Consider the following 24,318-nt stretch of genomic DNA (forward strand, 5'->3'; position numbering starts at 1 on the left):
CGCTAGTGGGGGCACGGTCGCACGAAGGGGGCGCATTTCGAAAGGTAGTGAAATATGGCAGGGAACTGCGCCTGAACGATCGCGTCCAGCTCGAACGTGTGCGCAGTGGGGTATTTCTCGTCTGTGCGGGATCATGCGGATCATGAGCGACGACCGCACAGCCGACCACACACATGTGCAGGACTTCTTCTCCGCCCGTGCGGCCGACTGGGACCTCCGGTTCCCCGACGACGGGCCCGCCTACGCCGCCGCGGTTGCCGAACTGGGCCTGCGCGAGGGGGCCCGGGTACTGGACGCCGGCTGCGGCACCGGGCGCGCCCTGACGCCGCTGCGGGCCGCCGTGGGGCCCTCAGGAGTGGTCCTGGGCGCGGATCTGACCCCGGCCATGCTCGAGGCCGCTGTACGCGCCGGACGGGGCGCCGACGGCCACCTGTTGCTCGCCGACGCGGCCGTCCTGCCGCTGCGGTCGGAGTGCCTCGACGCGGTGTTCGCGGCGGGACTGATCGCGCACCTGCCGCATCCGGCCGCGAATCTTCGGGAACTCGCGCGCGTGGTACGTCCCGGCGGCACCCTGGCGCTGTTCCACCCGATCGGCAGGGCCGCGCTGGCCGCCCGTCAGGGCCGCCGGATCACCCCGGACGACCTGCGTGCGGAGGCTGTTCTCGGTCCGCTGCTGGCCGGTGCCGGCTGGCGCATGACGTCGTACGTGGACGAGGACCGACGGTTTCTGGCACTGGCCGTACGACTGCCGTGACCGGCGCGGTCATGGGCGTGCGGAACGCCGTACCGCATGTGCCCTCTTCTGCCGCCGGAACTCCGACTCTACGTTGGACAGCAGCAGATGAACGACCAACCGTGGCATCCACACAGGGGGAAGGGCGGTCGGCATGTTCGGCGGTATCCACAAATCGTTCACCAGATTTCTCCGTTCCTGGCGCTCGGAAGAGAGCACGGGGCGGGAGAAGCGTCGCCACAACCTTTTCGAGGCCGCAGCCGTGTATGTGTCGGCGTGCGCGGAGGACGACCAGGATCGGATGGACGAGGCCGTGGCCTGGGTGTCTCCGGAGGCGCTGTCGTTCGGGGTGAACGAGCTGGCGTGCCGTGCTGTCATCGCGTTGGCCAGGGAGCGTGACGAGTCGCCGCGGACGGTGGCCCGGGAACTCCTGGGTCTGCCTGCGGCCTGAGCGAAGCGGGTACATCCGGTCGATTCCCCCCTGCCCGGCAGGAAAGCAGCAGCTCCGGGTGGGGGGACTCGTGACAACTGCCTTCCGCTCGGAATAGGGTGCGCGCCGATGGACGAACCGAAGGGGAGGCTGGGATGGCAGAGACGGACGAGGGAGCCGTCGCCACCGCGGACGACGCGCTGTATGTGCTCACCGCGGTGCTGCTGACGCCCGCGCAGTTCCCGAGCGTGCTGGGCGACGACTATCCGGAGGCATGTGCGGCGCTCGGCCTCGCGCCCTTCGCCGACGGTTACGGGCTGGTACTCGGCCAGGACGGCGACGGCGCGCGGTGGACGGTGGTCATCGACGACGTCTCCCTGGTCGCGGTCGCGATCGCCTCGTGGGACTGCGGCATGGAGTACGAGCTGTCGCCGGAGGAACACACCGTCGTCGCGGCCCTGCCCGGCTGGCCGCTGGCCGTCGCCGTCGCGGCTCCCGATGTGCCCGCTCCGCACGACCCGGGCCCCGAACTCACCGATCTGCCGCCACTCGCTCCTCCGGACACCACCTCGTGGGGCCCGGCGCAGCGGCGTCTGGGAGCAGACGAGATCGCACTCCAGTGGGCGATCTGGCGTGAGCAGCTCAGCGACGAGGACTTCAGCCCTCCGGGCGGCAGGCCGCCGACGCCCGCGAGCGAGCCGGACTCGGCCGGGGAAGACGCCGATCACGCCCAGGGCACCGCGGGCCCGGCCGAGGACGGCGTCGCCCTGGCAGTGGACGGCGTGGCCCCGGCAGCGGACGCCCCTGGTCAGACCGATGCCAAGGTGAACCGGCCCCGGGCCGGCATCCGGCGTGTTCTCGCGGAGGCACGCGCGTATGTGGAGACGCCTCCGCCCCTCGGCCGGGTCCGCTCCTCCTTCGCTCCGGGCGACGCGCGGACACTGCGCGCCGACGGTCCCGGCTGGTCGATGGTTGCCAGGACCGACGACATCGCCTTCGTGCTGCTCGACGAGGAGCCCGGAGAGGTGCTGCCGGTGGGCCGGGGCCCGGAGCTGCCCGGACTTCTCGAGGCACTCGACAAAATGGCGGTACGCCCGAACTGAGCCCCGCCGACGGACGCCGCCCGGATCCTGTGCTTCCGGGTGGCGATGGGCACGACGCTGATCGCCCCTGCGAGCCGCGCGGGTCGTCAGGCAGGGTGGGACGCGCGCGCCGCCGGACGGTGGCGCCTCAGCGGCCTATCTCCTTACGGGTGACGCGGCGCAGCCTGCGCCGCTGAGCGGGGTCGAGCGTGAAATAGGCGGCGGCCGGAACTCCCAGCACTATCAGCAGCGCTGCCCACCAGGGCAGCCAGATCAACAGGATGAGCCCGGCTGCCACGCCCCCTGCGGCGATCTTCGCATTCCTCGACATGAGTGTCGCCTCCTTCGCGGCCAGTGCCGCTCTCTGCTGTGAAAAACGGGCCCGCGCCTTTCACGGTTCCGGATCGCGACCCTGAGACGTCCCTGAGAAGCGACCCCTACTCGCCCCTGAGGGGCTCTCCCACCCTCAGGCAATACCCATCTCACGGCAGTAGGCGCGCACCGTCGGCCCGGCAGGGGCTTGACGACACCCCGCGGGCAAAGTGACCCAGATCACCACTCGGCTCGCCGGGCAGGCGGCCACCGTGCTGTACCCTCGGCGACTCGAACCTGGTAGTCAAATTTGAGGAATGCCATCGCTGTGCAGAGGATTCCTGCGGCAACACCGTCCGAGATCTCCGAACTGGCCGGCTGCCGTGCCGTGTTCCTGCCCGGTGAGCCGGCCCGCGCCGGTCGGGTGGCGTTCTGGCGGCCCGGCGAGACCCCACCCGCGGTGGCCGCCGGGACCGTCGACGAGCTGACCGTGGTGGCGGCGACGGAATACGGTGTCGAGCGGACCCGCGTGCCCGCTGTTCTGCTTCCGGTGCGCGCGGCGTTGCCGGTCCTCACGCGGGCGCGTGCCGCCACACAGACCCATCGGGCGACGGCGTTCTGGGGGTCGGCTGCCGTGCTGGCCCTGCAACTGGTCGCGCGAGGGCTGCTGTTGCCCGGCCTCTCCGCAGGGAACCACGACGCCTGGCGGGCAGGTCCGCTGACGGCGCCGGACGTGGAGCGCGTCCGCGAACTCGCAGCCGCGATGCCCCCGGACGCGCATGCCGTGCCGTTGGGGGGTCCGGAGGGGACGGAGCCACCGAGGCTGCCCGACCCGGAGCGGCTGCTGCGCGCCTTCCTGGACGCGGTGGCCGACGCACTGCCCCGCTCCCCCGCCGCGTCACTCGCCGCGGGCGGAGCCGCCTACGCGGCGCGGGAACCCCAGTACATGCCGGAGCAGCGCGCGTGGGCCGCCGAGGTCGCCGCCGGGCACGACGCGGGCGTACGGATCTCGCTGCGCGTCGAGGTGCCGGGGCTGGCGGCGTACGGGCCGGACGAGACTGCCCCGAGGTTCCGGGCCGTGGTTCAGGTGCACAGCGTGAGCGAGCCCGGACTTGTCGCGGACGCGGTCGACGTATGGGCCGGGACCGGCGCTCCCGGCAGCGCCTTCGGCACGCGCGCGCGTATGGACGCCCTGCTCGCGCTGCGTCGCGCTGCTCGCGCCTGGCCGCCACTCAGCCCCCTGCTGTCGGCGGTCGTGCCGGACGCCGTCGAACTGGCCGCCGAAGAGGTCACCGAACTGCTCGGGGAAGGCGCCCGCGCCCTCTTCGCCGCCGGGGTCGAGGTGCACTGGCCCAAGGAACTGGCCCGCAAACTGACGGCCCGCGCGGTCGTCGGCCCGCCCGACGACGACACCGGTCCCGGGAAGACTTCTTCGGACACGCCGTCGTTCCTGTCCGCCGACGCACTGCTCACCTTCAACTGGTCGTTCGCACTGGGCGACCAGCAGCTCACGCGCGAGGAGCTGGACCGACTCGCCGAGGCGAACCGCCCTGTGGTGCGGCTGCGCGACCAGTGGGTCCTCGTCGACCCCCGGGAAGTCCGCCGCGCCCATGCGCAGCAGGACCGCAAGCTCACACCGGTCGACGCTCTCAGCGCCGCCCTGACGGGCTCCACGGAGGTCGACGGGCACCGGATCGAGGTGCGGCCCACCGGGTGGCTGGCGAGCCTCCGGGACCGTATTTCGGACCCGGAGGCGCAGGACCCGGTCGGCCAGCCGGCGGCCCTCGCCGCCACGCTGCGCGACTACCAGCTGCGGGGCCTGAACTGGCTCGCCCGGATGACGTCACTGGGGCTCGGCTGCTGTCTGGCCGACGACATGGGCCTCGGCAAGACGATCACACTGATCGCGCTGCATCTGCACCGGCAGACCGAGGAGTCGGCAGAGGGGCCCACCCTCGTGGTCTGCCCGACCTCCCTGATGGGCAACTGGCAGCGCGAGATCGAGAGGTTCGCGCCCGGTACACCCGTGCGCCGCTTCCATGGAGCGCGGCGGAGTCTGGACGCCCTGGCCGACGGAGAGTTCGTGCTCACCACGTACGGCACGATGCGGCTGGACGCTCGGCGGCTGGCCGAGACCTCGTGGGGCATGGTGGTGGCGGACGAGGCGCAGCACGTCAAGAACCCGTACTCCGAGACGGCCCGGGAGCTGCGTTCCATCGGCGCACGCGCACGTGTGGCGCTCACCGGCACCCCGGTGGAGAACAACCTGTCAGAGCTGTGGGCGATCCTCGACTGGACGACGCCGGGGCTGCTGGGCCGGCTCGGCACTTTCCGCTCGCGCTACGCGCAGTCCGTCGAGGGCGGCCAGGACCCGGCCGCCGCGGAGCGTCTGGCCCGGCTCGTCCGCCCCTTCCTGCTGCGTCGGCACAAGTCGGACCCCGGTATCGCCCCCGAGCTGCCGCCGAAGACGGAGACCGACCGCGCCGTTTCGCTCACGAAGGAGCAGACGGGGCTGTACGAGGCCGTGGTGCGGGAGACGCTGACGGAGATCTCGGGCGCCGACAGCATGGCCCGACGTGGGCTGATCGTGAAGCTGCTGACCGGTCTGAAGCAGATCTGCAACCATCCGGCGCAGTTCCTCAAGGAGGACCGGCCGAAGATCGCGGGACGCTCCGGAAAACTGGAACTGCTGGACGAACTGCTCGACACCATCCTCTCCGAGGGGGCGAGCGTTCTGGTCTTCACCCAGTACGTACGGATGGCTCGGCTCCTGGAACAGCATCTGGCGGCCCGCGGAGTACCCACCCAGTTTCTGCACGGCGGGACGCCCGTCGCGGAACGCGAGGCCATGGTGGAGCGTTTCCAGGAGGGCGAAGTACCCGTCTTCCTGCTCTCGTTGAAGGCGGCGGGTACCGGCCTGAACCTGACCAGGGCCGAGCATGTCGTGCACTACGACCGCTGGTGGAATCCCGCGGTCGAGGCCCAGGCCACGGACCGCGCGTACCGCATCGGCCAGAACCGGTCCGTGCAGGTGCACCGACTGATCGCCGAGGGCACGATCGAGGACCGCATCGCCGAGATGCTGACACGCAAGCGGGCGCTGGCGGACGCGGTCCTCGGCTCCGGGGAGGCGGCGCTGACAGAACTGACGGACACCGAACTGGCCGACCTGGTGCGACTGCGAGGGGACGCGCGATGAACCAGAAAGACCGGGACCACTACAACCGAGGCCGGCACAGCGGTGACACGGGTGGCGGTCACGACCACGACGTCGACGTCGACGTCGACGTACACGAACTGGGCACGTCCGGCGCCGATACGGAGCGCACCTTCGCCGCGCTGCCTCCGCCACGGGGGCGCGGATTCGCGGAGACGTGGTGGGGGCGTGTCTGGCTGAAGTCGCTGGAGGACGCCGCGCTGGACTCCGAACAGGTACGGGCGGGCCGGCGGCTCGCGCGTGCGGGAGCCGTGGGCGCCGTGTCCGTGCGGCCGGGACGTATCACCGCCGTCGTCCAGGACAGCGATCGCACCGCGCACCGTTCCGACGTCCTGCTGCAGGAGCTGTCCGACGAACAGTGGGACCGTTTCGTGGACATGGCCGTGGAACGGGTCGGCCACATCGCGGCTCTGCTGGACCGGGACATGCCCCCACACCTGGTGGAGGACTCCGCGGCCGCCGGAGTCGACCTCCTGCCCGGCATGGGTGATCTGGAGCCGGAGTGCGACTGCGGTGCCTGGGACCACTGCGGCCACACGGCGGCTCTCTGTTACCAGGTGGCGCGGCTGCTGGACCAGGACCCCTTCGTTCTGCTGCTGATGCGCGGACGCGGCGAACGTGCCCTGTTGGACGACATACAGAGCCGTGGCACCGCTCCCCCGGCCGGGTCCGCGGCCCCTGAGGGCGTGGACGCGGCCGAGGCGTTCGCGTACGGAGCCCTCCTGCCGTCACCGCCCGCCCTGCCCCGGCTGCCCGACGCACCCGGGACACCACCGGCTCTGGACACCGAGGTCCCGCCCGCGCCCGGGGTCGATCCGGACGCTCTGGAGTTCCTGATCGCGCGCACAGCCGTGGAGGCGCATCGACTGCTCGCCGAGGCGCTCGGGCCCGGTCATGAACAGCGCGCGATCGAGGCCGAGCTGACAGTGGACCAGGATGCCGTCCGGCTGGCAGCGAACGGCTGTTCACAGACCGTCTCGGACCGGCTCGCCGAGGGATCGGGGCGCAGCCGGGAGCAGTTGGCGGCGGCCGTCCGTGCCTGGCGGCTCGGCGGTGCGGGCGCGTTGTCGGTCCTCGATGAGGGGTGGACAGTCGAGGGCGAACGGCTCGCACGCGCGCGTGCCGCGCTCGACTCGGCCTGGGACGACGAGGAGCGGCCGGCGCTGCGTGCAAAAGGCAACCGGTGGACGGTGGTCGGCGCGGACCGCCAGTTGCGCCTCGGGCAGGACGGCCGATGGTGGCCGTACCGGAAGCAGAGCGGCCGTTGGGCGCCGGCCGGAGAGGCGGCCCATGACCCGGCGACCGCGCTGGCAACGATGGAACACACGACCGCGGAGGATCCTGCTTAGGGTCACCGGAATCTCAGGTCAACGGCGCGGTGAGTTTGCGAACGCCGGAGCCAGGTTCGGCGGCCAGGCTGCATGCGACCTTGTCGATGCCCACCCGGTAGCCCGCGGTGTCCGGATACTGCACCAGGCTGCCCGTCACGGTGTCGGCGGGCTGTCCGGCCGCCTGACGTTCCAGAGCAGGGCGGCACAGGGCGGTGGCGGCGTTCTTCAGGGCGGCGTCCGTCGCGTAACCGCCCTCGAGTTCGGCCACTTTCACGACCTCGGCGTCGTGTGGAGCGTCGCACGCGCGCTTGGCGGCCTGTCCGGGGTGGGTGGCATCGGTGTTGAAGCAGTCGCCCGTTCGCAGCATGTAGTACGGCACTGCGTCGCCCGCCAGCGGGATGAGCGACTCGAGGTCGCTCGGGAACTCGCTCGGCAGCTCCGTGGGGAACCCGGACGGGAGCTTGGTGGGGAGCCGGGACGGCAACGTGGGAAGTTTGGTGGGCAGTGCGGTCGGGATGCTGAACGACGGATCGGGGGTACGGCTCGAACTGGGGCTGTTCCCTGACGGGTTCTTGTCCGGCGTGTCGTTGCCGCCGGACGCCATGAGCACCACGGCGACTACGGCTGCGACCACGACGACCGCGGTGATCAGGATGAACAGAGGGTTCGGACGCCTGCCGGGTCCTCGGTGTCCTCCGGGGCCGTCCGACGGTTCGGGCGGCTCCGGCGGCATCCAGCCGCCACCACCCTGCGTGGGCGGCCAGTTGTCTCCCGGAGGAGGGCCGTGGCCCCCGCTTCCGTAGCCTCCCCCTGAGGGCGGGCCGAAGCCTCCGGGATGTGGCCCGAAGCCACCGCCCGGAGGCGGATTGTTCCCCGGCGGCCCGGGCGGTTGGGGCGGTACGGGCGGCATGGCCATACCGTCAAGAGTCGCCGCGAACCGGTCGACACGCGACCCCCACGCGGAAGTTGATACGGACTCATGCCCTGGACCGCATGATTCCGGAGCAATCCGCCTGAAGGCCGGTCACAGGGAATCAACCGGAGCACAGTTGTATACAGCAGTTGATCGGGGACACCCGTCGGAGACGGGCGTCCCCGGGCACGCGACTCAGCCGCGCGCACCCAGCAGGTGGTCCATGGCGAGCTGGTCGAGCTGCTCGAAGGCCATCCCGCGCGCGGCCGCCGTGTCCACGTCGAAGTCCTCGAAGGCCGAGCGGTCCGCGAGGAGGGCCTGCAGGCCGTCCGCCGCCGTCTGCTGGGCCAGCTCGTCCAGACGGGAGGCACGCAGGGCCGCCTGGACCTCGGGGTCGGCGCGGAAAGCGGCCGAACGCTCCTTCAGGATGAGGTAGTTGCGCATACAGCCGGCTGCGGAGGCCCATACGCCGTCGAGGTCCTCGGTCCGCGGCGGCTTGAAGTCGAAGTGCTTCGGGCCCGCGTAACCGGCGCTCTCCAGGAGGTCGACCAGCCAGAAGGCGGACCGCAGGTCACCGGCGCCGAAGCGCAGGTCCTGGTCGTACTTGATGCCGGACTGGCCGTTGAGGTCGATGTGGAAGAGCTTGCCCGCCCACAGGGCCTGGGCGATGCCGTGCGGGAAGTTCAGCCCGGCCATCTGCTCGTGCCCGACCTCGGGGTTGACGCCGTACATCTCCGGGCGCTCCAGGCGCTCGATGAAGGCCAGGGCGTGACCGACCGTCGGCAGCAGGATGTCGCCGCGCGGCTCGTTCGGCTTGGGCTCGATCGCGAACTTCAGGTCGTAGCCCTGCGAGACCACGTACTCGCCGAGGAGGTCGAAGGCCTCCTTCATCCGGTCCAGGGCGACGCGTACGTCCTTGGCGGCGCCCGACTCGGCGCCCTCCCGGCCGCCCCAGGCGACATATGTCTCCGCGCCGAGTTCGACCGCGAGGTCGATGTTGCGGATCGTCTTGCGCAGCGCGTAGCGGCGCACGTCACGGTCGTTGGCGGTGAACGCGCCGTCCTTGAAGACGGGGTGCGTGAAGAGGTTGGTGGTGGCCATCGGGACGCGCATACCGGTCGCGTCGAGGGCCTGGCGGAAGCGCTTGATGTGCGACTCGCGCTCGGTGTCCGAGGACCCGAAGGGGATCAGGTCGTCGTCGTGGAAGGTCACTCCGTGGGCACCGAGCTCGGACAGGCGCTGCACCGTCTCGACCGGGTCGAGCGCCCGACGGGTGGCGTCACCGAACGGGTCCCGTCCCTGCCAGCCGACGGTCCACAGGCCGAAGGTGAACCTGTCCTCGGGGGTGGGCTGGTAGTTCATGCCGCGGCTCCTTGCGTTTGCTCCGACTATTTCGTCATGGCGGTTTACAAATTAGTATGCGGAAGCATCTCTGGGAAGAGACAACCTGTCCCTGAGCAGAGACTGAGGGTGGGAACGGGTCCCCGCGACCCGGACAGACACCGGAAAACACCAGGCCAGATCCCGCGGAGCCGCGGAAGAGGGAGAGCTCGATGTCAGCAGCCGAGGGTCCGCTCGTTGTCGGCGTGGACACGTCGACCCAGTCCACCAAGGCGCTGGTCGTCGACGCGGCCACCGGCGAGGTGGTGGCGAGCGGCCAGGCGTCGCACACCGTCACCACCGGGGCGGGCCGCGAGAGCGACCCGCGGCAGTGGTGGAACGCCCTGGGCGAGGCACTGAGCCAATGCGGTGACGCGGCGCGCGAAGCCGCCGCCGTGTCGATCGGCGGCCAGCAGCATGGACTCGTCACCCTGGACGCCCATGGTGAGCCGGTCCGTCCGGCGCTGCTCTGGAACGATGTGCGCTCGGCGCCACAGGCCCGCCGGCTGGTCGAGGAACTGGGCGGCGCGAAGACCTGGGCTGAACGCACCGGAAGCGTGCCCGGTGCGTCCTTCACGGTCACGAAGTGGGCCTGGCTGGCCGAGCACGAGCCGGAGGCGGTCCGCGCTGTCAAGGCCGTCCGGCTCCCCCACGACTACCTCACCGAGCGTCTCACGGGCCAGGGCACCACCGACCGCGGCGACGCCTCCGGCACCGGCTGGTGGGCCTCCGGGACGGAGACGTACGACACTGAGGTGCTCGCGCACGTGGGGCTCGACCCCGCCCTGCTGCCTCGGGTGGTTCGCCCGGGCGAGGTGGCCGGAACCGTCCGCGACGGCCACGACCTGCCCTTCTCCAAGGGCACCCTGGTCGCTGCGGGCACCGGGGACAACGCCGCCGCCGCGCTGGGGCTCGGGCTGCTCCCCGGCACTCCGGTACTGAGCCTCGGCACGTCCGGCACGGTGTACGCGGTCTCGACACACCGGCCGGCCGACCCGACCGGCACGGTCGCGGGCTTCGCGGACGCGCGCGGCGACTGGCTGCCCCTGGCCTGCACCCTCAACTGCACCCTCGCTGTCGACCGCGTCGCAGCGCTGCTCGGCCTGGACCGCGAGGCCGTCGAACCCGGCACGGGCGTCACCCTCCTGCCCTACCTGGACGGGGAGCGCACCCCGAATCTGCCCGGCGCCTCGGGCCTGCTGCACGGGCTGCGCCACGACACGACCGGGGGCCAGCTGCTCCAGGCCGCGTACGACGGGGCGGTGCACTCGCTGCTCGGCGCCCTCGATCTGGTGCTCGACGCGGACGCGGACCGCTCGGCGCCGCTGCTGCTGATCGGCGGCGGCGCACGCGGCAAGGCCTGGCAGCAGACCGTACGCCGTCTTTCCGGGCGGCCGGTCCAGGTGCCCGAGGCCAAGGAACTGGTCGCGCTCGGCGCCGCGGCGCAGGCGGCGGGGCTGCTGACCGGCGAGGACCCGGCCGCGGTCGCCCGCCGCTGGAACACGGCACGGGGGCCGGTCCTGGACGCGGTGGAGCGGGACCAGGCGACACTGGACCGGATCTCCGGGGTACTCTCCGACGCGTCGCCGCTGCTGGAGCGGGGGACGGACGTCGGCTGACGACCCCGACCCCGGGGACGGGCAGGATCCGACGGAGTCGAGCGGACATCCATCGACGTCCGCCCGACATCCGTGGACGGAGGTAGGTACGTCCGTCCACTGATGTCGGCTCGAGGACACCCACGGAGGACTGACGGAGGCATGACCGCACCCCTGCACGAGGCCCGTCCACCCGGCGCCGCCGCACGGCTGCCCGACACCCAGCACGGCATGCGCCGCCGCAACCTGGCGCGGGTGATGCACACCGTCAGCGCCGAGGGGCCGCTGTCCCGTGCCGGGGTCGCCTCACGCATCGGACTGACCCGGGCGGCCGTTTCGACGCTCGTGGACGAGCTGATGGGCTCGGGGCTGATCGAAGAGCTGGGTCCCGAGCGGCCCGGCCGGGTCGGGCGTCCCGGATCGGCGCTCGCGGTGAGCGGGCGCGGTCCGGCAGGGATCGGCGCGGAGGTCGGTGTCGACCATCTCGCGGTCTGCGCGGTCGATCTACGGGGTGAGGTGCGGGCACGCGCGGTGCGCCACGGCGCGAACCGCGGGCGCTCACCCGAACCGGTGATCGAGGACCTGATCGGGCTGGTACGGCAGGTGGTCACGGAGACAGAACGTGAAGGCCTCTGGCCGGCCGGCCTCGCCGTCGCCGTGCCCGGTCTCGTGGCCCGCGACGGACGCACCGTCGTCCGCGCCCCCAACCTCGACTGGCACGACACTGATCTCGGCGCGCTGCTGCCGGTCGAGTTCCCACTGACCGTGGACAACGAGGCCAACCTCGGCGCGCTGGCGGAACTCTGGCTCGGGGACGGAACCCCGTCCGACTTCCTGCACGTGTCCGCCGAGATCGGCATCGGCGCGGCGGTGGTCGTCGACGGACGGCTGCTGCGCGGAACACGGGGGTTCGCGGGCGAGCTGGGGCATGTGCCGGTTCGTCCGGAGGGTCCGGAGTGCGCGTGCGGCGGGCGCGGTTGCCTGGAGCAGTACGCGGGCGAGGAGGCCGTGCTGCGGGCGGCGGGTGTCGAGCCCGGCGAGGACCGTGTCGGGCTGCTCGCGGAGCGCGCCGCCCAGGGCGACACGGACGTACGGCGGGCCCTGGACGGGGCCGGCAAGGCGCTCGGCATCGCGCTGACCGGGGCGGTCAATCTGCTGGACCCGGAGACGGTCGTCCTGGGCGGTGCGCTGTCCGGGCTCGCGCCGTGGCTGCTGCCGTCGCTGGAGGCGGAACTGGACCGGCGGACGGCCGGCCCCGCCTGCGCGGTGTCGGTGTCACGGCTGGGACCGGAGGGCCCGCTGCTGGGCGCCGCGCACTCGGTGGTGCGGGCCGTTCTGGACGATCCGGGCGCGGTGGCGGGACGGGGCTGAACGGGCCCGACCGGCTTCACTCCGCCGCACCTCGAGCAACTTCACCCGTGGGGGTGACCGAGTTATCCACAATCGCTCGGTCATCCACCGAAATTCGTGGGCCCTCCCTGCCCGGCCGCCCAGCCCCGTAGCGTGATCCACGTGACGCCCGGCCGTCGTGGCCACGACTGGTGCGCACCTCACCCATTCACCTTCCGCGGAACGGAGTTGGCAGCGATGAGCGACTCACAGAGGGAACGGACCAGACTCCTTCCCACCAGACGGCGGCTGTTGAAGAGCACCGCGCTCGCCGCCGGCGCCTACGCCCTGCTCCCCGCTCCGCGGGTCGGCGCCCAACCCCGCTCCCTCGACTACCCGCTCGCCACCTGGGAGCCCGCGACCACCGCCAACTACACGGCGTCCGGCCCTCCGGAGATCCGGGTCCCCGACCTCGTGGTCATCCATGTGACCCAGGCGTCCTACGCCAACACCCTGGCCGTCTTCCAGCACCCGCAGAAGAAGGTGTCCGCGCACTACGTCGTACGGTCCGGCGACGGACATGTGGCCCAGTGCGTCCGAGAGCACGATGTCGCCTGGCACGCGGGCGACTGGAACCACAATCTGCGCAGCATCGGCATCGAACACGAAGGGTGGGTGGACCGACCCGGCTATTTCACGGACGCCCTGTACAAAAAGTCCGCACGGCTGACCGCGACGATCTGCACGCGCTACGGCATACCGAGGGACCGCGCGCACATCATCGGGCACTACGAGGTGCCCGGCACCGATCACACCGATCCGGGTCCGAACTGGGACTGGACGCGCTACATACGTCTCGTCAACGCCGCCTGAACCGACCGGTGGTGCCGTCGTTCGGTCGACCCTGTCGAAACGGTTGTCCGTCCCGCTCCCCCGAGTGACGATGTCACCAGCCGCATCGCCTTCCGGGAGGCCCAGTTGACCGACCCATGGGTGGCCCTGGAACCGGGGGCCGATCCCGTCGAGCGGGATCGGGTGCTGCGTCACGCCCACGAGACGTTCACCGCGGCGGGGACGGTGACACGGCCGGTGCGTACCGTGGTGGCCGACTCCTGGATACGCTCTGCCCGGGCGGGGGTGGGGCCGGACGGCACGGCGAGCGTGGAACTGGTGGACGGTGACCTCGGCGCCTACCGTGCCGAGCATCCGCTGGCCCGGGTGATGCCTCTGTTCCGTGAGCTCATGGGCACGTTCGCCGCGGATGACGAGCAGGTGCTCGCGGTGTGCGACGCGCAGGGCAGGCTGCTGTGGGTCGAGGGGCATCCCTCAGCCGTGCGGCAGGCGGAGCGGATCAACTTCGTACCGGGAGCCCGCTGGGCGGAGTCGGCGGTGGGAACCAACGCGCCGGGTACGGCGGTTGCCGTGGACCGGCCGGTGCAGGTATTCGCAGCCGAGCACTTCATCCGGCAGGTGCAGCCGTGGACGTGCGCGGCGGCCCCGGTGCACGATCCGCGCACGGGGCGGATGCTCGGTGCCGTGGACATCACCGGCCGCAACAAGCTCGCGCATCCGCACAGCCTCGGGTTCGTACAGGCGGTGGCCCGGGCCGCCGAGTCCCAGCTGGCTCTGCTCGCCCCTGTCGGCCCCGCGCCGGACGCCCTCGAACTGACCGCGCTGGGCCGTGACGAGGCTCATCTGCTCGCCGCCGGACGGGCGTTGCGGCTCAGCCGTCGGCACAGCGAACTCCTCGTGCTGCTCGCCCGCCACCCGGAAGGGCTGACCGGGGACGAGCTGCTGTGCGCGCTGTACGAGGACGAGTCGGTGACGCCGGTGACCCTGCGCGCCGAACTGGCCCGGCTGCGCCGCGTCCTGGCTCCCGGGTTGCTGGCGTCCCGCCCGTACCGACTGACGGTGCCGGTCGAGTCGGACATCGCCGTGGTGGAGCGTTCGATCGAGGCGGGCGCCGTCACGACGGCGGTGCGGGCGTATGCAGGTCCGCTGCTACCCGGTTCACGGGCTCCGGCCGTGGCTCGGCTGCGGCGGAGACTCGCCGACGGTCTGCGCAGCGCGCTCATCGCCCGCCGGGACCCGGACCTGCTGGCCGACTGGGCCCACGCGCCGTGGGGCGAGGACGACCTCGACGTATGGCGTGCGCTCGCGGCAGTGCGACCCACGGCGGCGATACGGGCCCGCCTGGACGAGCTGGAGTCGGAACAGGCGGTGCCCCGGGGTTGGCCGCATCTGACCGTCCGGCGCTGACGGAGGGATACGGCACCCGACAGCCCACATCCGACCTCCCGCGCGGGGAGGCCGACGCCCCGGAGGCGTAGGCCCCGCACCTCGGCGCGCCCCGAGGCTGACGCGGGCAGTCGGCACGCCACAGCCCACGCCGCGGCGTCCCTCGTACCGTCACGCGCCCGTGCTCTGCCCCTGCCCCTCACCTACTCGCCCCCGGGTATCCGCACGCAACCTGCCTGCAACCTCGCCGCTTCTAGCCTCGCGGCGAGAGCGGCCCAACGGCGGGCGGCTCTGCTGAAGGAGGCAAGCCAGCATGACCCGTTACGCGGCGCCCGGTACCGACGGCGCGATCGTCTCCTACCAGGCGCGCTACGACCACTTCATCGGCGGCGAGTACGTGCCGCCGGCTCGGGGCCAGTACTTCGAGAACCCGAGTCCGGTGAACGGGCAGCCATTCACGGAGATCGCGCGGGGCACCGCCGAGGATGTGGAGCGCGCGCTCGACGCGGCGCACGCGGCGGCTCCGGCGTGGGGCCGCACGTCGGTGACCCAGCGGTCCGACATCCTGCTGAAGATCGCCGACCGGATGGAGTCGAACCTCGAAGCACTGGCGGTAGCCGAGAGCTGGGAGAACGGCAAGCCGGTACGCGAGACGCTCGCCGCCGACATCCCGCTCGCCATCGACCACTTCCGCTACTTCGCGGGGGCGATCCGGGCGCAGGAGGGGTCGCTCGGCGAACTCGACGACGACACGGTGGCGTACCACTTCCATGAGCCGCTCGGCGTGGTGGCCCAGATCATCCCGTGGAACTTCCCCATCCTGATGGCGGTCTGGAAACTGGCGCCCGCTCTCGCGGCGGGCAACGCGGTGGTGATCAAGCCCGCCGAGCAGACACCGGCGTCCATCCACTACTGGATGAGCCTGATCTCGGACCTGCTGCCGGCCGGTCTCGTGAACATCGTGAACGGCTTCGGGGTGGAGGCCGGAAAGCCGCTCGCGTCCAGTGCGCGCGTCGCGAAAGTGGCGTTCACTGGTGAGACCACGACGGGGCGGCTGATCATGCAGTACGCCTCGGAGAACATCAAGCCGGTCACCCTGGAGCTGGGCGGCAAGTCGCCGAACATCTTCTTCGACGACGTGTGGGCCGCGGACGACGACTTCCGCGACAAGGCACTCGAAGGCTTCACCATGTTCGCCCTCAACCAGGGCGAGGTGTGCACCTGTCCGTCCCGGGCGCTGGTGCAACGAGGCAACTACGCCGATTTCCTCCAGGCCGCGGTCGCCCGCACCGAGCTCATCAAGCCGGGCCACCCGCTCGACACGGACACGATGATCGGCGCCCAAGCCTCCAACGACCAACTGGAGAAGATCCTCTCGTATCTGGACATCGGCCGACAGGAGGGGGCGAGGATCCTCACGGGTGGCGAACGCATCGAGTACGACGGCGAGTTGAAGGGCGGTTACTACGTCCAGCCGACCATCTTCGAGGGCGACAACCGGATGCGGATCTTCCAGGAGGAGATCTTCGGACCGGTGGTGTCCGTGACGTCGTTCGGCGACTTCGACGACGCGATCAAGACCGCCAACGACACGCTGTACGGCCTCGGGGCGGGTGTGTGGACCCGGGACATGAACACCGCCTACCGGGCGGGCCGGGCGATCCAGGCGGGTCGGGTCTGGACGAACTGCTATCACGCGTATCCGGCGCATGCGGCGTTCGGCGGCTACAAGCAGTCCGGGATCGGGCGTGAGACGCACAAGATGATGCTGGAGCACTATCAGCAGACGAAAAATCTGCTGGTGTCGTATTCGCCGAAGAAGCTGGGCTTCTTCTAGACACAAGAAAGGGCGCCTGAACAGGCAAAATGCCCATCAGGCGCCCTCCGTAGCGCACAGCTGAGCGGTCAGTCGAGATGCACCTTCCCTCCCGATATCCCCCACTGGTATCCCAGCCCTGACCAGCAGTTCCGGGACCCTCGATCAGCCGGTTCGCATGGTTCCGCGCTTCCGTCAGGAACTTGGCGCAGTAGCGGAAGAGGGCCTGGATGCTTTGTCCGGCCCGGCGCGCGCACTCGGCAGGATCGACTCCAGAGGCCAAGCAGAACGAGATGCCTGCGTGGCGTAGATCGAAGGGACGCTTCGCCCGGTCAAGGGCGTGCTCGTCAAGGGCCAGAGCGGCCTCACGCGCTTACTTGTCCGTCAATTGGGTTTAGCTGTCGCGCCAGTTCGGGGTGGCTTCATGAGCGGGGCGGCGCGTCATGAGGTTGATGGAGGCGAGTTGGATCATGGCTGTTGATCGGTGGAAGTGGGTTTCGTAGTCGCGGGCCAGGCGGCGGCGGTGCATGAGCCAGCCCAGGGTGCGTTCGATGACCCAGCGTCTGGGCTGGACGCGAAAGCCGGTTCTCGTCGACCGTGGTCACGACGGTGACGCCGCCGGGAAACGCTTCCGTGGTTTCCCGGAAGTTCATGGAGAGTCCGGATCAGTTGTCGGGTCCAGGCATCGGCTGCCTTTGCCGTCCCCGCGGTCCGAAACCGGGACAATGCTTCGAACGCCTCGCCCCCGGGACCGGGGACGGGCAGACTCCTGCGCAGCAACCGTTCTCCCGCACATCGTTACTCGTGTCAGCTCTGCGCTCGAAGAGCGGCATTAACCGCTTTCGCGTGAAAGACCACAGATCAAGTCGGGCATACCCAGGTCAGAATTTGAAACGTTTCAGGATGCAGTCGGCCGAAAGAGGAGGACTGATGGTGGGCTCGGAAATGAACCGCACGGCGCTGAACCGCAGAACGATGATCGGTGGTTCGCTGTCCGCGGTCGTCGCCATGAGTGTGCAGTTACCGGCGTATGCGCGGCCCGCTGCGAGCACAGTCGTGGCGGCGACCTGCTACGGCAGGGTACGTGGGAGGCGTGAGGACGGCATCGCCAAGTTTCTCGGCGTGCCCTACGCCGCGCCGCCGCTCGGCGCGCTCCGGTTCAAGGCCCCGCAGCCGCCCGCGCGGTGGTCCCGTGTACGCGACGCGGTGAGCTTTCCCAACCCGGCGTTCCAGGTGGCGGGCGGCGAGATGGGGCCGGGCGGAAACGGCCGGATGCCGGCTCCCTCTGAGGACTGCCTCTACCTCAACATCTGGACTCCTGCCGCCGACGGCAGGCGGCGTCCGGTGATGTTCTACAACCACGGCGGCGGCTACATGATCGGTTCCGGCTCCGCCACCGGGCAGGACGGCACCCACCTGGCGCAGCTCTACGACGTGGTGGTGGTCGAGTCCAACCACCGGCTGGGCCTGCTGGGTTACCTGTTCCTGGGCGATCTCGCCGGCCGCGATTACGCGGCCAACCAGGGGATGCTGGACATTCTCGCCGCGCTGCGCTGGACCAGGGAGAACATCGAGAACTTCGGTGGCGACCCCGACAACATCATGGTCTGGGGCGAGAGCGGCGGTGGCGCCAAGACCGCGGCCGTCTACACCATGCCGGCCGCCGCGCCCCTGTTCCGCAAGGCCTCGATCGAGAGCGCCGCGCCTCTGCGTTTCCCCACCCGCGACGGTGCCACCGCCCGGGCCAGGCACACACTGGAGTTGCTGGGCCTGACCACGGCGGACATTCCCCGCCTCCATGACATCCCGGCCGCGCGGCTGCTGGAGATCCAGCAGTCCGAAGCCGGCAACGGCGTCCCGCCGTGGGGCGACCCGGGATCCTTCCCCGGCTTGGGCGCCTTCGTCGACGGCACCGTCATCCCTCTCCACCCCTTCGCCGACGGCGCCGCGCCCTTCTCGGCCGACAAGCCTCTGATGTGCGGCACCTGCCGCGACGAGACGGTGTTCTTCAGCCTGTTCGGGCCGCGCGACATCTTCAGCATCGACGAGGCCGGCCTGCGCACCAGGCTGAGCAGCACCTATCAGGGCGCCGAGCTCGACCGGATCATCAGCACCTTCCAGGCGACGCGGCCCGGCGCGACGCCTGCACAGCTCTACTTCGCGATCACCACCTCGCCCATCTGGCGCGACGCGATCAAGATCGCGGAGGCCAAACGGGCACAGCACGCCGCGCCCGTGTTCATGTACCAGCTCGCCTACCCGAGCCCCACCCTGGTGCCGGGCACCGATTTCCCCGTCGGCTCACCGCATGCCTCCGACATCAACCTCAAGTTCGCCAACACCGACAAGGACCTTGGCTCCATCTTCAGCTCCGATCAGTCGCCGGAACGGCTGGCGACCGCTCGGCAGATGAGCGAACTGTGGGCGGGCTTCGCCCACACGGGCCGTCCCACGGCGACGGGTGTGCCGCGATGGCCCGCCTACACCCTGACCGACCGCGCCACGATGTGGCTTGACTCCAGGTCACGGATCGTTACTGATCCGGACAGGAACGAAAGACTGTTCTGGGAGAACCGCGACTGAGCCTGGCCGGCGCTTCCTGAGCCGGTTCACTTCGACGCAGACGTCAATGTATTTCGGTGTATTGGGGTCCGCCCGATTGATCGAGGGCAGGCCCTGACGCTGCTCGTCGCGTTCGGCGGCGGGCGCGCGAGCGAGCGAACGTGCGAGCGGGCGTCCGCATGCCGGGGCGCCGCTTCTGGTCCGACCGATGAGCCGTCTCGTCGGTGCTGCCGGACACCTTGCTTGATGTCCGCCGCCTCCAGGCGGGCGCGGATCACCGCGTCCTCGACCAGGGCACGGATCATGGTCGCCCCGGCCGCCGGTGACACGGCGCTCGGGATACCGGCGTCGCCGAATTCCCGGCGGGTCTGTCGCGTCTGCTCCGCGGGGCCGCCGATCACCGCTACCAGCGGGGTGGGGGTGCAAGCGGCGGTCAGAGCCGCCGCCAGGTCCACCGCGGTGGGTTCCAGCAGTCCGTACACCGCGGTGACGTCGATGTCCGGATCCTCCGAGACCCGCTCCACGACCTGGGTGAGTGTGGCGGAAGGGCGGCCGGTGTCGACCGGGTTGCGCTGGTACGTGAGCGCGGGAAGCAGGTCGCCCAGTTCCTTCACCGTCCGTTCGACCAGCGGCGGGACCCGTACTCCGTGGGAGCGCAGGTTGTCGGTGAGCAACAGCCCGGGTCCGGCCTGCGCCGTGACCAGGCCGACGCCCGCGCGAGGGCGGGCGGGGAGCCGTACACGGCTGAGCGCGGCGACGGCGTCGACGAGGACGGCCCCTGCCTGGCGCAGGGGCGCCCTGGTCACGCGCCAGGAGGTGGCCAGGGCTCCGGTGTGGGAGCGGGCGAAGTCCGCCGATGTCACTGCGGCCGACGACCAGGGCCACCACGGGAATCCGTTCGGCCAGGCCGCGTACGGCCGCGGTCAGCCGGCGGCCGTCGACGGCGGTCTCGACATGCAGGGCGACGGCTTGGACGTCTTCGTCCTCGGCCAGGTGGTCCAGGATGCCGGCCTGGTCGATGTCCACGTTGTTGCCCAGACCCACGCCCAGCCGCAGGCCGATGCCGGCCTCGGCCAGGGCGAACGCGAGCGCGTGGTTCACCCCGCCGCCGGCCGCCACCACTGCCACCGGGCCGGGCTCGATGTCCGCCACGCCCGGAACGGAACTGGCCGTGAACCATTGGTGCGGGACGAGGATGCCTGAAGTGTTGGGCCCGAGGACGCGCATGCCGGTCTCCCGCACCACCTCGGCCAGCGCCTGCTGGTGAGCCACGCCCTCCCCGCCCGCCTCGGCGAACCCGCCCGCGCAGATCAGCGCGGCACGTGCCCCCGCGGCAGCGAGCCTCGCTCAGGGCTGCGGCGGTCACGGCAGCCGGGATGCAGGAGATCACCAGGTCAGGTCGGGTGCCGTGGACTTCGGCGGCTGCGGCCACGCTCGGGTGCGCACCCCGATCGGCGTCCGGGCGGCCGGTGTTGACCTTCATCACCGGTCCCGGAAAGGAGGCGAGGGAGTGGGTGATCGCCGCGCCGAGCTTTCCCGGCGTAGCCGAAGCGCCGAGCACGGCAATGGCTCGCGGCGCGAACAGCGGGTCCAGAGGGGCCACTCGCCGCGTCACTTGGTGCCTCCGACGAGGTCGGCGCGGTCGGACAGCAGGAACGTGGTCGCGATGTCGTCGTCGTACGGGCCGATGACTGCGGCGGGCAGGCCGTGCACGAGCCCGGCAGGCCATCCTCGGTGTCCGGAGCGCAGGCGCGCCATGGCGGTCCTGCCACCAGCCGTCGACGTGACGCACATACGCCGAGTCGCGTGCCGCGAGTTGCCCGCGCGGGATGCTGCGGGTGAGGAAGTGGAAGGCGAACTGCACCGGGTCTTCGAAGGACCGGACGTAGCGGCCGAAGTGCTCCCACCACGACAGGCTGGGCCGCGCCGAGTTCTGGATGCTGCCTACCTGGGGGCGGCGGCGCTCCTCGTAGATATCCAGGGCACCGGCCACGCTGTCGGGAGACTCCGCCAGCGCCTCGACGAGCGCGACCGCGTCCTCCATGGCCATCTTGGTGCCGGACCCGACGGAGAAGTGCGCGGTGTGCGCGGCGTCGCCCGGCGCCACCCATGTCCCGCCCCGCCACGACCGTGCCGTACAGGTGGCGAAGTTGGTCCAGCGGGAGTTGTTGCCGACCAGCGGACGGCCGTCGATCTGCTCGCGGAACAGGTCCTCCAGGTACGTCTTGGTCTTCTCATCGCTCGGACCGGGCGGCGTTGCGGGGTCGAACGCGTCAAGGCCCGCCGCTGTCCACGAGGCGGCGTCGGTTTCCACGATGAAAGGTGCTCAGTGACTCACTGATCGGACAGGCGTGGGCGGCGAACACACCGTGCGGGCCGTCCTGGTGGACGAAGGTGAGCCCGTCGAACTGGTAACTGGTGGCGAACCAGATGAACTTGGCGCTCGCCAGCGTCGCGCGTACCACTGCGGCCCATGCCCATCCCGCCGACGCGCTCGCGTGCGCCGTGCACCCGTACCTCGATCTCGTCCCAGTGCCGGCCGTGCTTCTCCAGCGCCTCGCTGAGGACGGGGCCGCCGGCGTCGATGGCGTCGCGTGTGGCGTCGGAGAAGACCACGCCGAAGCCGAATGTGTCGTCGGGACGGTTGCGTTCGAAGACCACGGCCTTTCTCCGGTTCACAACCACGCGGGCAGTCCCGGTACCGACCCACCGCCGACGGGGTACAGGGGCCCGGGCACGGGGCGCCCGGTCGCGTGGGCGGCCAGGCTCGGGAGATCACCGGTCACCACGACCGGGTCCGAGCCGCCGGGCATGCCCAGGAGCCAGGCTCGGCCGCTGTCCTCGGCCCGTAGCTCGACAGGAGGGAAGTCCGTGCGGGCACGGAAGCCGGCGGCCACGTCGTCCACGAGCCCCGCGCACACCTCGCGCGGAACGTCGTCGAAGCTGGTGCCGACGTTCAGGTCGACGGCGTGCACCCACACCTCCCGCGCCCGCATCCACGGCACCTCGGAGACCGGCACCTCGCGCCCCCGGGCGGTCCGGACAGTCGCACCCCAGCACTCGTCGGGCAGCGCGGCGAGTTGCTCGGCCAGGCGACCATCCGCCTCGAACAGGCCCGCGCGCAGCTCGCCGGGCGGGCGACGAGCCCCTTCCTCGATCTCGCTCGTACGCTGGTCGGGACTCGCGTACATGGGGGTCTCGACGCCGGTACGGGCCCACATGAGCAGGTTGACCAGCGCGTCGGCGTTGCGGGCCAGGTGCGCGACGACATGCGCCCGGCTCCAGCCGGGCAGGTACGAGGGGCCGGCGAGGCCAAGGCCGGTCAGACAGTGCACATCGGCCTCGAAGGCGGCCGTGCCCTTGGCCACCCACTCCAGCATCGCCGTCGGCCTGCCGCTCACCGGCGCTCCCGGCGACAGGTGTTGCTGCACTCGCCGATCCCCTCGATCCGGGTGACGAGAACCGAGCCGTCCCGCAGATAACGGGCCGGGGTGCGGGCGTGCCCGACACCACCCGGGGTGCCCGTGGCGATCACGTCGCCGGGAGCGAGCGTGACCACTTCGGAGAGGTACGCGACGAGCGTGGCGGGGTCGAAGACGAGGTCCCCGGTGTCGGCCTTCTGCACAGTGTCGCCGTCGACCTCGCAGGTCAGGCTCAGGCCCTGGGCAGCGACCGCGGGATCGTCGGCGGTGACCAGCCAGGGACCGATGGGTGTCGTGGCCTCGAAGGTCTTGCCCTGGTGCCACTGCGCGGTGCGGAACTGCCAGTCCCGGGCGGTGACGTCGTTGAGCACCGTGTATCCGGCGATCGCGGCGCGTGCCTGTTCCGGATCAGCGTGCCGGATCTCGGCCCCGATGACGACGGCGAGTTCGGCCTCCCAGTCCACTTGCGTGGAGGAGGCGGGCAGGATCACGTCGTCGTACGCGCCGACCAGCGCCCGTGCGTACTTCGAGAAAAGGGTGGGGTACTGGGGCAGCTCGCGACCCATCTCCAGGATGTGGTTGCGGTAGTTGAGGCCGACGCAGACGACCTTCTCCGGGGCGACGACCACCGGGGCGTAGTCCAGGGCGCCTTCGTACCGTTCGCCGTCGGCGGCCGCGGCCCGTGCGGACCAGTCGGGGTGGCGCAGGAAGTCCACCAGGTCGCCCTCGGCCAGGTCCACCGCCGTGTCCCCCTCGATGCGGACGGCGCGTGTGGTGCCGTCGATTCGGATGGTGGCGAGCTTCATTTCTGTTCTCCTCGGGAAGTACGGGCGAGGCCCAGTGCCTCGTAGACGGGTTCGTCACTGAAGCGGAACAGGTCGACCTGGGTGCGAGCGGTGAGCGTGACCTCGCACCAGGAGGGGACGACGAACAGGTCACCCTTGGTGACGTCGAAGATGTTGTCGCCGACGTGTGCGGTCGCCTCGCCGTCGAAGACCTGCCAGACGGCCGAGCCGACCGAGCGCACCGGGACGGTGCGGGTGCCGGCCCGCAGGCGGCGCATCTCGGTGCGGATCGTGACCAGGGCGTCCTTGCCCGTGGTCGGGTTGGAAAAGCGGACTCCGGCGTGCCCCGGCTCGATCACACCGGGGACCCCTTCGGACTCCAGCTCCAGCTGGGCGGTGAGTGCGGCGTCGGTGTGTGCCCAACGGTAGGCAGTCAGCGGCGAGTTGGGCCGGTCCGGCTGACCGATCGGGCGCAGACCCGGGTGGCCCCAGAGCCGCTCACCGCGCGAACGCGTCGGCGTGGCGCGTGTGGACAGCTCGTCCGGGCCGAACTCGAAGAAACCGGCGTCCAGTTGGGAGACCAGCGGGATGTCGAGGCCGTCGATCCACGCCATCGGCGCGTCGGTGACGTTCTGGTGCTCGTGGAAGGCCCAGCTCGGCGTCAGCAGCAGGTCGCCGCGGCGCATCGCCACCGCGTCGCCGTCGACGTTCGTCCACACGCCCTCGCCGTCGACGACGAACCGGAACGCACCCTGGCTGTGCCGGTGCGAGGGAGCCACCTCACGCGGCCCCAGGTACTGGATCGCGGCCCACAGTGTCGGAGTGGCGTACGGCAGCCCCGGCAGCCCCGGATTGGACAGCGCCATCGCGCGGCGCTCGCCGCCCCGTCCCACCGGTACCAGCTGCCCGGACCGCTCGGCGATCGGCAGCAGCCGCGCCCATCGCCACAGGTACGGGATCGCGGCCGGCTGCGGCGCCATCGGCATGAGGTCGCCCCGCTGGGTCCACAGAGGTATCAGGCTCGCATCCTCGAAATCTGCATACAGTTCATCGAGAAGCTTCTGCTCAATCTGTTCGACGGGCATGTCGGTCACTTCAGCCTCCAGGCCGCACACTTACAGGTCGATCAAAGTGTGCACAGTTCTTCGAGGACGCCGACGTTACGCTTCG

20 protein-coding genes and 4 pseudogenes are annotated in these 24,318 nt (G+C 70.8%); 11 read left to right on the top strand and 13 right to left on the bottom strand.

Annotation, left to right across the window (positions count from 1 at the left end; genetic code table 11):
• Positions 1–133 precede the first annotated feature (133 nt).
• The 3 genes from PV396_RS11555 (at position 134) to PV396_RS11565 (ending at position 2,266) form a co-directional block, all read left to right on the top strand.
• A complete protein-coding gene (locus tag PV396_RS11555) occupies positions 134–754 on the top strand; it encodes a class I SAM-dependent methyltransferase (protein ID WP_416071379.1) in 621 nt (206 codons plus the stop codon).
• A 133-nt stretch (positions 755–887) separates the two neighbouring features.
• Positions 888–1,184, top strand: a complete 297-nt coding sequence (locus PV396_RS11560; RefSeq protein WP_319203312.1) for a hypothetical protein — start codon at positions 888–890, stop codon at positions 1,182–1,184.
• A gap of 134 nt (positions 1,185–1,318) precedes the next feature.
• Positions 1,319–2,266: a hypothetical protein gene (locus PV396_RS11565; protein WP_319203314.1), complete on the top strand. Its 948-nt coding sequence runs from the start codon at positions 1,319–1,321 to the stop codon at positions 2,264–2,266.
• 127 nt (positions 2,267–2,393) lie between these two features.
• On the opposite strand, the gene PV396_RS11570 is transcribed toward PV396_RS11565, so the two are convergent.
• Positions 2,394–2,576, bottom strand: coding sequence for a hypothetical protein (locus tag PV396_RS11570; protein WP_319203316.1), 183 nt, complete (start codon positions 2,574–2,576; stop codon positions 2,394–2,396).
• Between the two features lie 309 nt (positions 2,577–2,885).
• On the opposite strand from PV396_RS11570, the gene PV396_RS11575 reads away from it, so the two are divergent.
• Both PV396_RS11575 and PV396_RS11580 read left to right on the top strand, forming a co-directional pair.
• Positions 2,886–5,756, top strand: a complete 2,871-nt coding sequence (locus tag PV396_RS11575; RefSeq protein WP_319203318.1) for a DEAD/DEAH box helicase — start codon at positions 2,886–2,888, stop codon at positions 5,754–5,756.
• Positions 5,753–7,123, top strand: a complete 1,371-nt coding sequence (locus PV396_RS11580; RefSeq protein WP_319203320.1) for an SWF or SNF family helicase — start codon at positions 5,753–5,755, stop codon at positions 7,121–7,123. Before PV396_RS11575 ends, PV396_RS11580 begins: the two co-directional genes overlap by 4 nt.
• Positions 7,124–7,136: 13 nt before the next feature.
• Here the strand turns inward: PV396_RS11580 and PV396_RS11585 are convergent, their stop codons facing one another.
• Both PV396_RS11585 and xylA read right to left on the bottom strand, forming a co-directional pair.
• Entirely contained in the window at positions 7,137–7,739 is a 603-nt protein-coding gene (locus PV396_RS11585; protein ID WP_319203322.1) for a hypothetical protein, read from the bottom strand.
• Positions 7,740–8,213: 474 nt separating this feature from the next.
• Entirely contained in the window at positions 8,214–9,380 is a 1,167-nt protein-coding gene (gene xylA, locus PV396_RS11590; RefSeq protein WP_319203324.1) for a xylose isomerase, read from the bottom strand.
• Positions 9,381–9,571: 191 nt separating this feature from the next.
• Here xylA and xylB point away from each other — a divergent pair, with 191 nt between their 5' ends.
• The 5 genes from xylB to PV396_RS11615 all read left to right on the top strand — a co-directional run bounded on the left by xylB (position 9,572) and on the right by PV396_RS11615 (position 16,400).
• Complete coding sequence (gene xylB, locus PV396_RS11595) at positions 9,572–11,017, top strand: xylulokinase (protein WP_319203326.1); 1,446 nt, start codon at positions 9,572–9,574, stop codon at positions 11,015–11,017.
• A 141-nt stretch (positions 11,018–11,158) separates the two neighbouring features.
• A complete protein-coding gene (locus tag PV396_RS11600) occupies positions 11,159–12,367 on the top strand; it encodes an ROK family transcriptional regulator (protein WP_319203328.1) in 1,209 nt (402 codons plus the stop codon).
• Positions 12,368–12,583: 216 nt separating this feature from the next.
• Positions 12,584–13,198: an N-acetylmuramoyl-L-alanine amidase gene (locus PV396_RS11605; protein ID WP_319203330.1), complete on the top strand. Its 615-nt coding sequence runs from the start codon at positions 12,584–12,586 to the stop codon at positions 13,196–13,198.
• Between the two features lie 105 nt (positions 13,199–13,303).
• A complete protein-coding gene (locus PV396_RS11610; RefSeq protein WP_319203332.1) occupies positions 13,304–14,584 on the top strand; it encodes a GAF domain-containing protein in 1,281 nt (426 codons plus the stop codon).
• A 292-nt stretch (positions 14,585–14,876) separates the two neighbouring features.
• Positions 14,877–16,400 carry an aldehyde dehydrogenase family protein gene (locus PV396_RS11615; RefSeq protein ID WP_319203334.1) on the top strand — a complete coding sequence of 508 codons (1,524 nt, stop codon included), beginning with the start codon at positions 14,877–14,879 and terminating at the stop codon, positions 16,398–16,400.
• 373 nt (positions 16,401–16,773) lie between these two features.
• Here the strand turns inward: PV396_RS11615 and PV396_RS11620 are convergent.
• Positions 16,774–16,962, bottom strand: a pseudogene (locus PV396_RS11620) (IS5/IS1182 family transposase); the annotation flags it as partial.
• 221 nt (positions 16,963–17,183) lie between these two features.
• Between PV396_RS11620 and PV396_RS11625 the strand changes: the two are divergent.
• A complete protein-coding gene (locus PV396_RS11625; protein ID WP_319203336.1) occupies positions 17,184–18,962 on the top strand; it encodes a carboxylesterase/lipase family protein in 1,779 nt (592 codons plus the stop codon).
• Between the two features lie 26 nt (positions 18,963–18,988).
• Here the strand turns inward: PV396_RS11625 and PV396_RS11630 are convergent, their stop codons facing one another.
• From PV396_RS11630 to PV396_RS11670, 9 genes and pseudogenes are all read right to left on the bottom strand, one after another.
• The gene (locus tag PV396_RS11630) at positions 18,989–19,804 is read right to left on the bottom strand and encodes a hypothetical protein (protein ID WP_319203338.1); all 816 of its coding nucleotides are present in this window, start codon (positions 19,802–19,804) and stop codon (positions 18,989–18,991) included.
• A gap of 49 nt (positions 19,805–19,853) precedes the next feature.
• Positions 19,854–20,168, bottom strand: a pseudogene (locus PV396_RS11635) (CoA-binding protein); the annotation flags it as partial.
• Between the two features lie 166 nt (positions 20,169–20,334).
• Positions 20,335–20,556 (bottom strand): annotated as a pseudogene (locus tag PV396_RS11640) (CoA-binding protein); the annotation flags it as partial.
• Entirely contained in the window at positions 20,553–20,699 is a 147-nt protein-coding gene (locus PV396_RS11645; RefSeq protein ID WP_319204118.1) for a hypothetical protein, read from the bottom strand. The pseudogene PV396_RS11640 and the gene PV396_RS11645, both read right to left, overlap by 4 nt.
• A 247-nt stretch (positions 20,700–20,946) precedes the next feature.
• Positions 20,947–21,255, bottom strand: a pseudogene (locus PV396_RS11650) (FAD-dependent monooxygenase); the annotation flags it as partial.
• A 20-nt stretch (positions 21,256–21,275) separates the two neighbouring features.
• Positions 21,276–21,602 carry a hypothetical protein gene (locus tag PV396_RS11655; protein ID WP_319203340.1) on the bottom strand — a complete coding sequence of 109 codons (327 nt, stop codon included), beginning with the start codon at positions 21,600–21,602 and terminating at the stop codon, positions 21,276–21,278.
• A 14-nt stretch (positions 21,603–21,616) separates the two neighbouring features.
• On the bottom strand, positions 21,617–22,342 hold the full coding sequence (locus tag PV396_RS11660; RefSeq protein WP_319203342.1) for a maleylpyruvate isomerase family mycothiol-dependent enzyme: 726 nt from the start codon (positions 22,340–22,342) through the stop codon (positions 21,617–21,619).
• A complete protein-coding gene (locus PV396_RS11665) occupies positions 22,339–23,169 on the bottom strand; it encodes a fumarylacetoacetate hydrolase family protein (RefSeq protein WP_319203345.1) in 831 nt (276 codons plus the stop codon). The genes PV396_RS11660 and PV396_RS11665 overlap by 4 nt, the downstream gene beginning before the upstream one ends.
• Positions 23,166–24,233, bottom strand: a complete 1,068-nt coding sequence (locus tag PV396_RS11670; RefSeq protein WP_416071394.1) for a cupin domain-containing protein — start codon at positions 24,231–24,233, stop codon at positions 23,166–23,168. The genes PV396_RS11665 and PV396_RS11670 overlap by 4 nt, the downstream gene beginning before the upstream one ends.
• Between the last annotated feature and the right edge of the window lie 85 nt (positions 24,234–24,318).

It is taken from the genome of Streptomyces sp. ME02-8801-2C (assembly GCF_033793965.1).
Classification (GTDB): domain Bacteria; phylum Actinomycetota; class Actinomycetes; order Streptomycetales; family Streptomycetaceae; genus Streptomyces.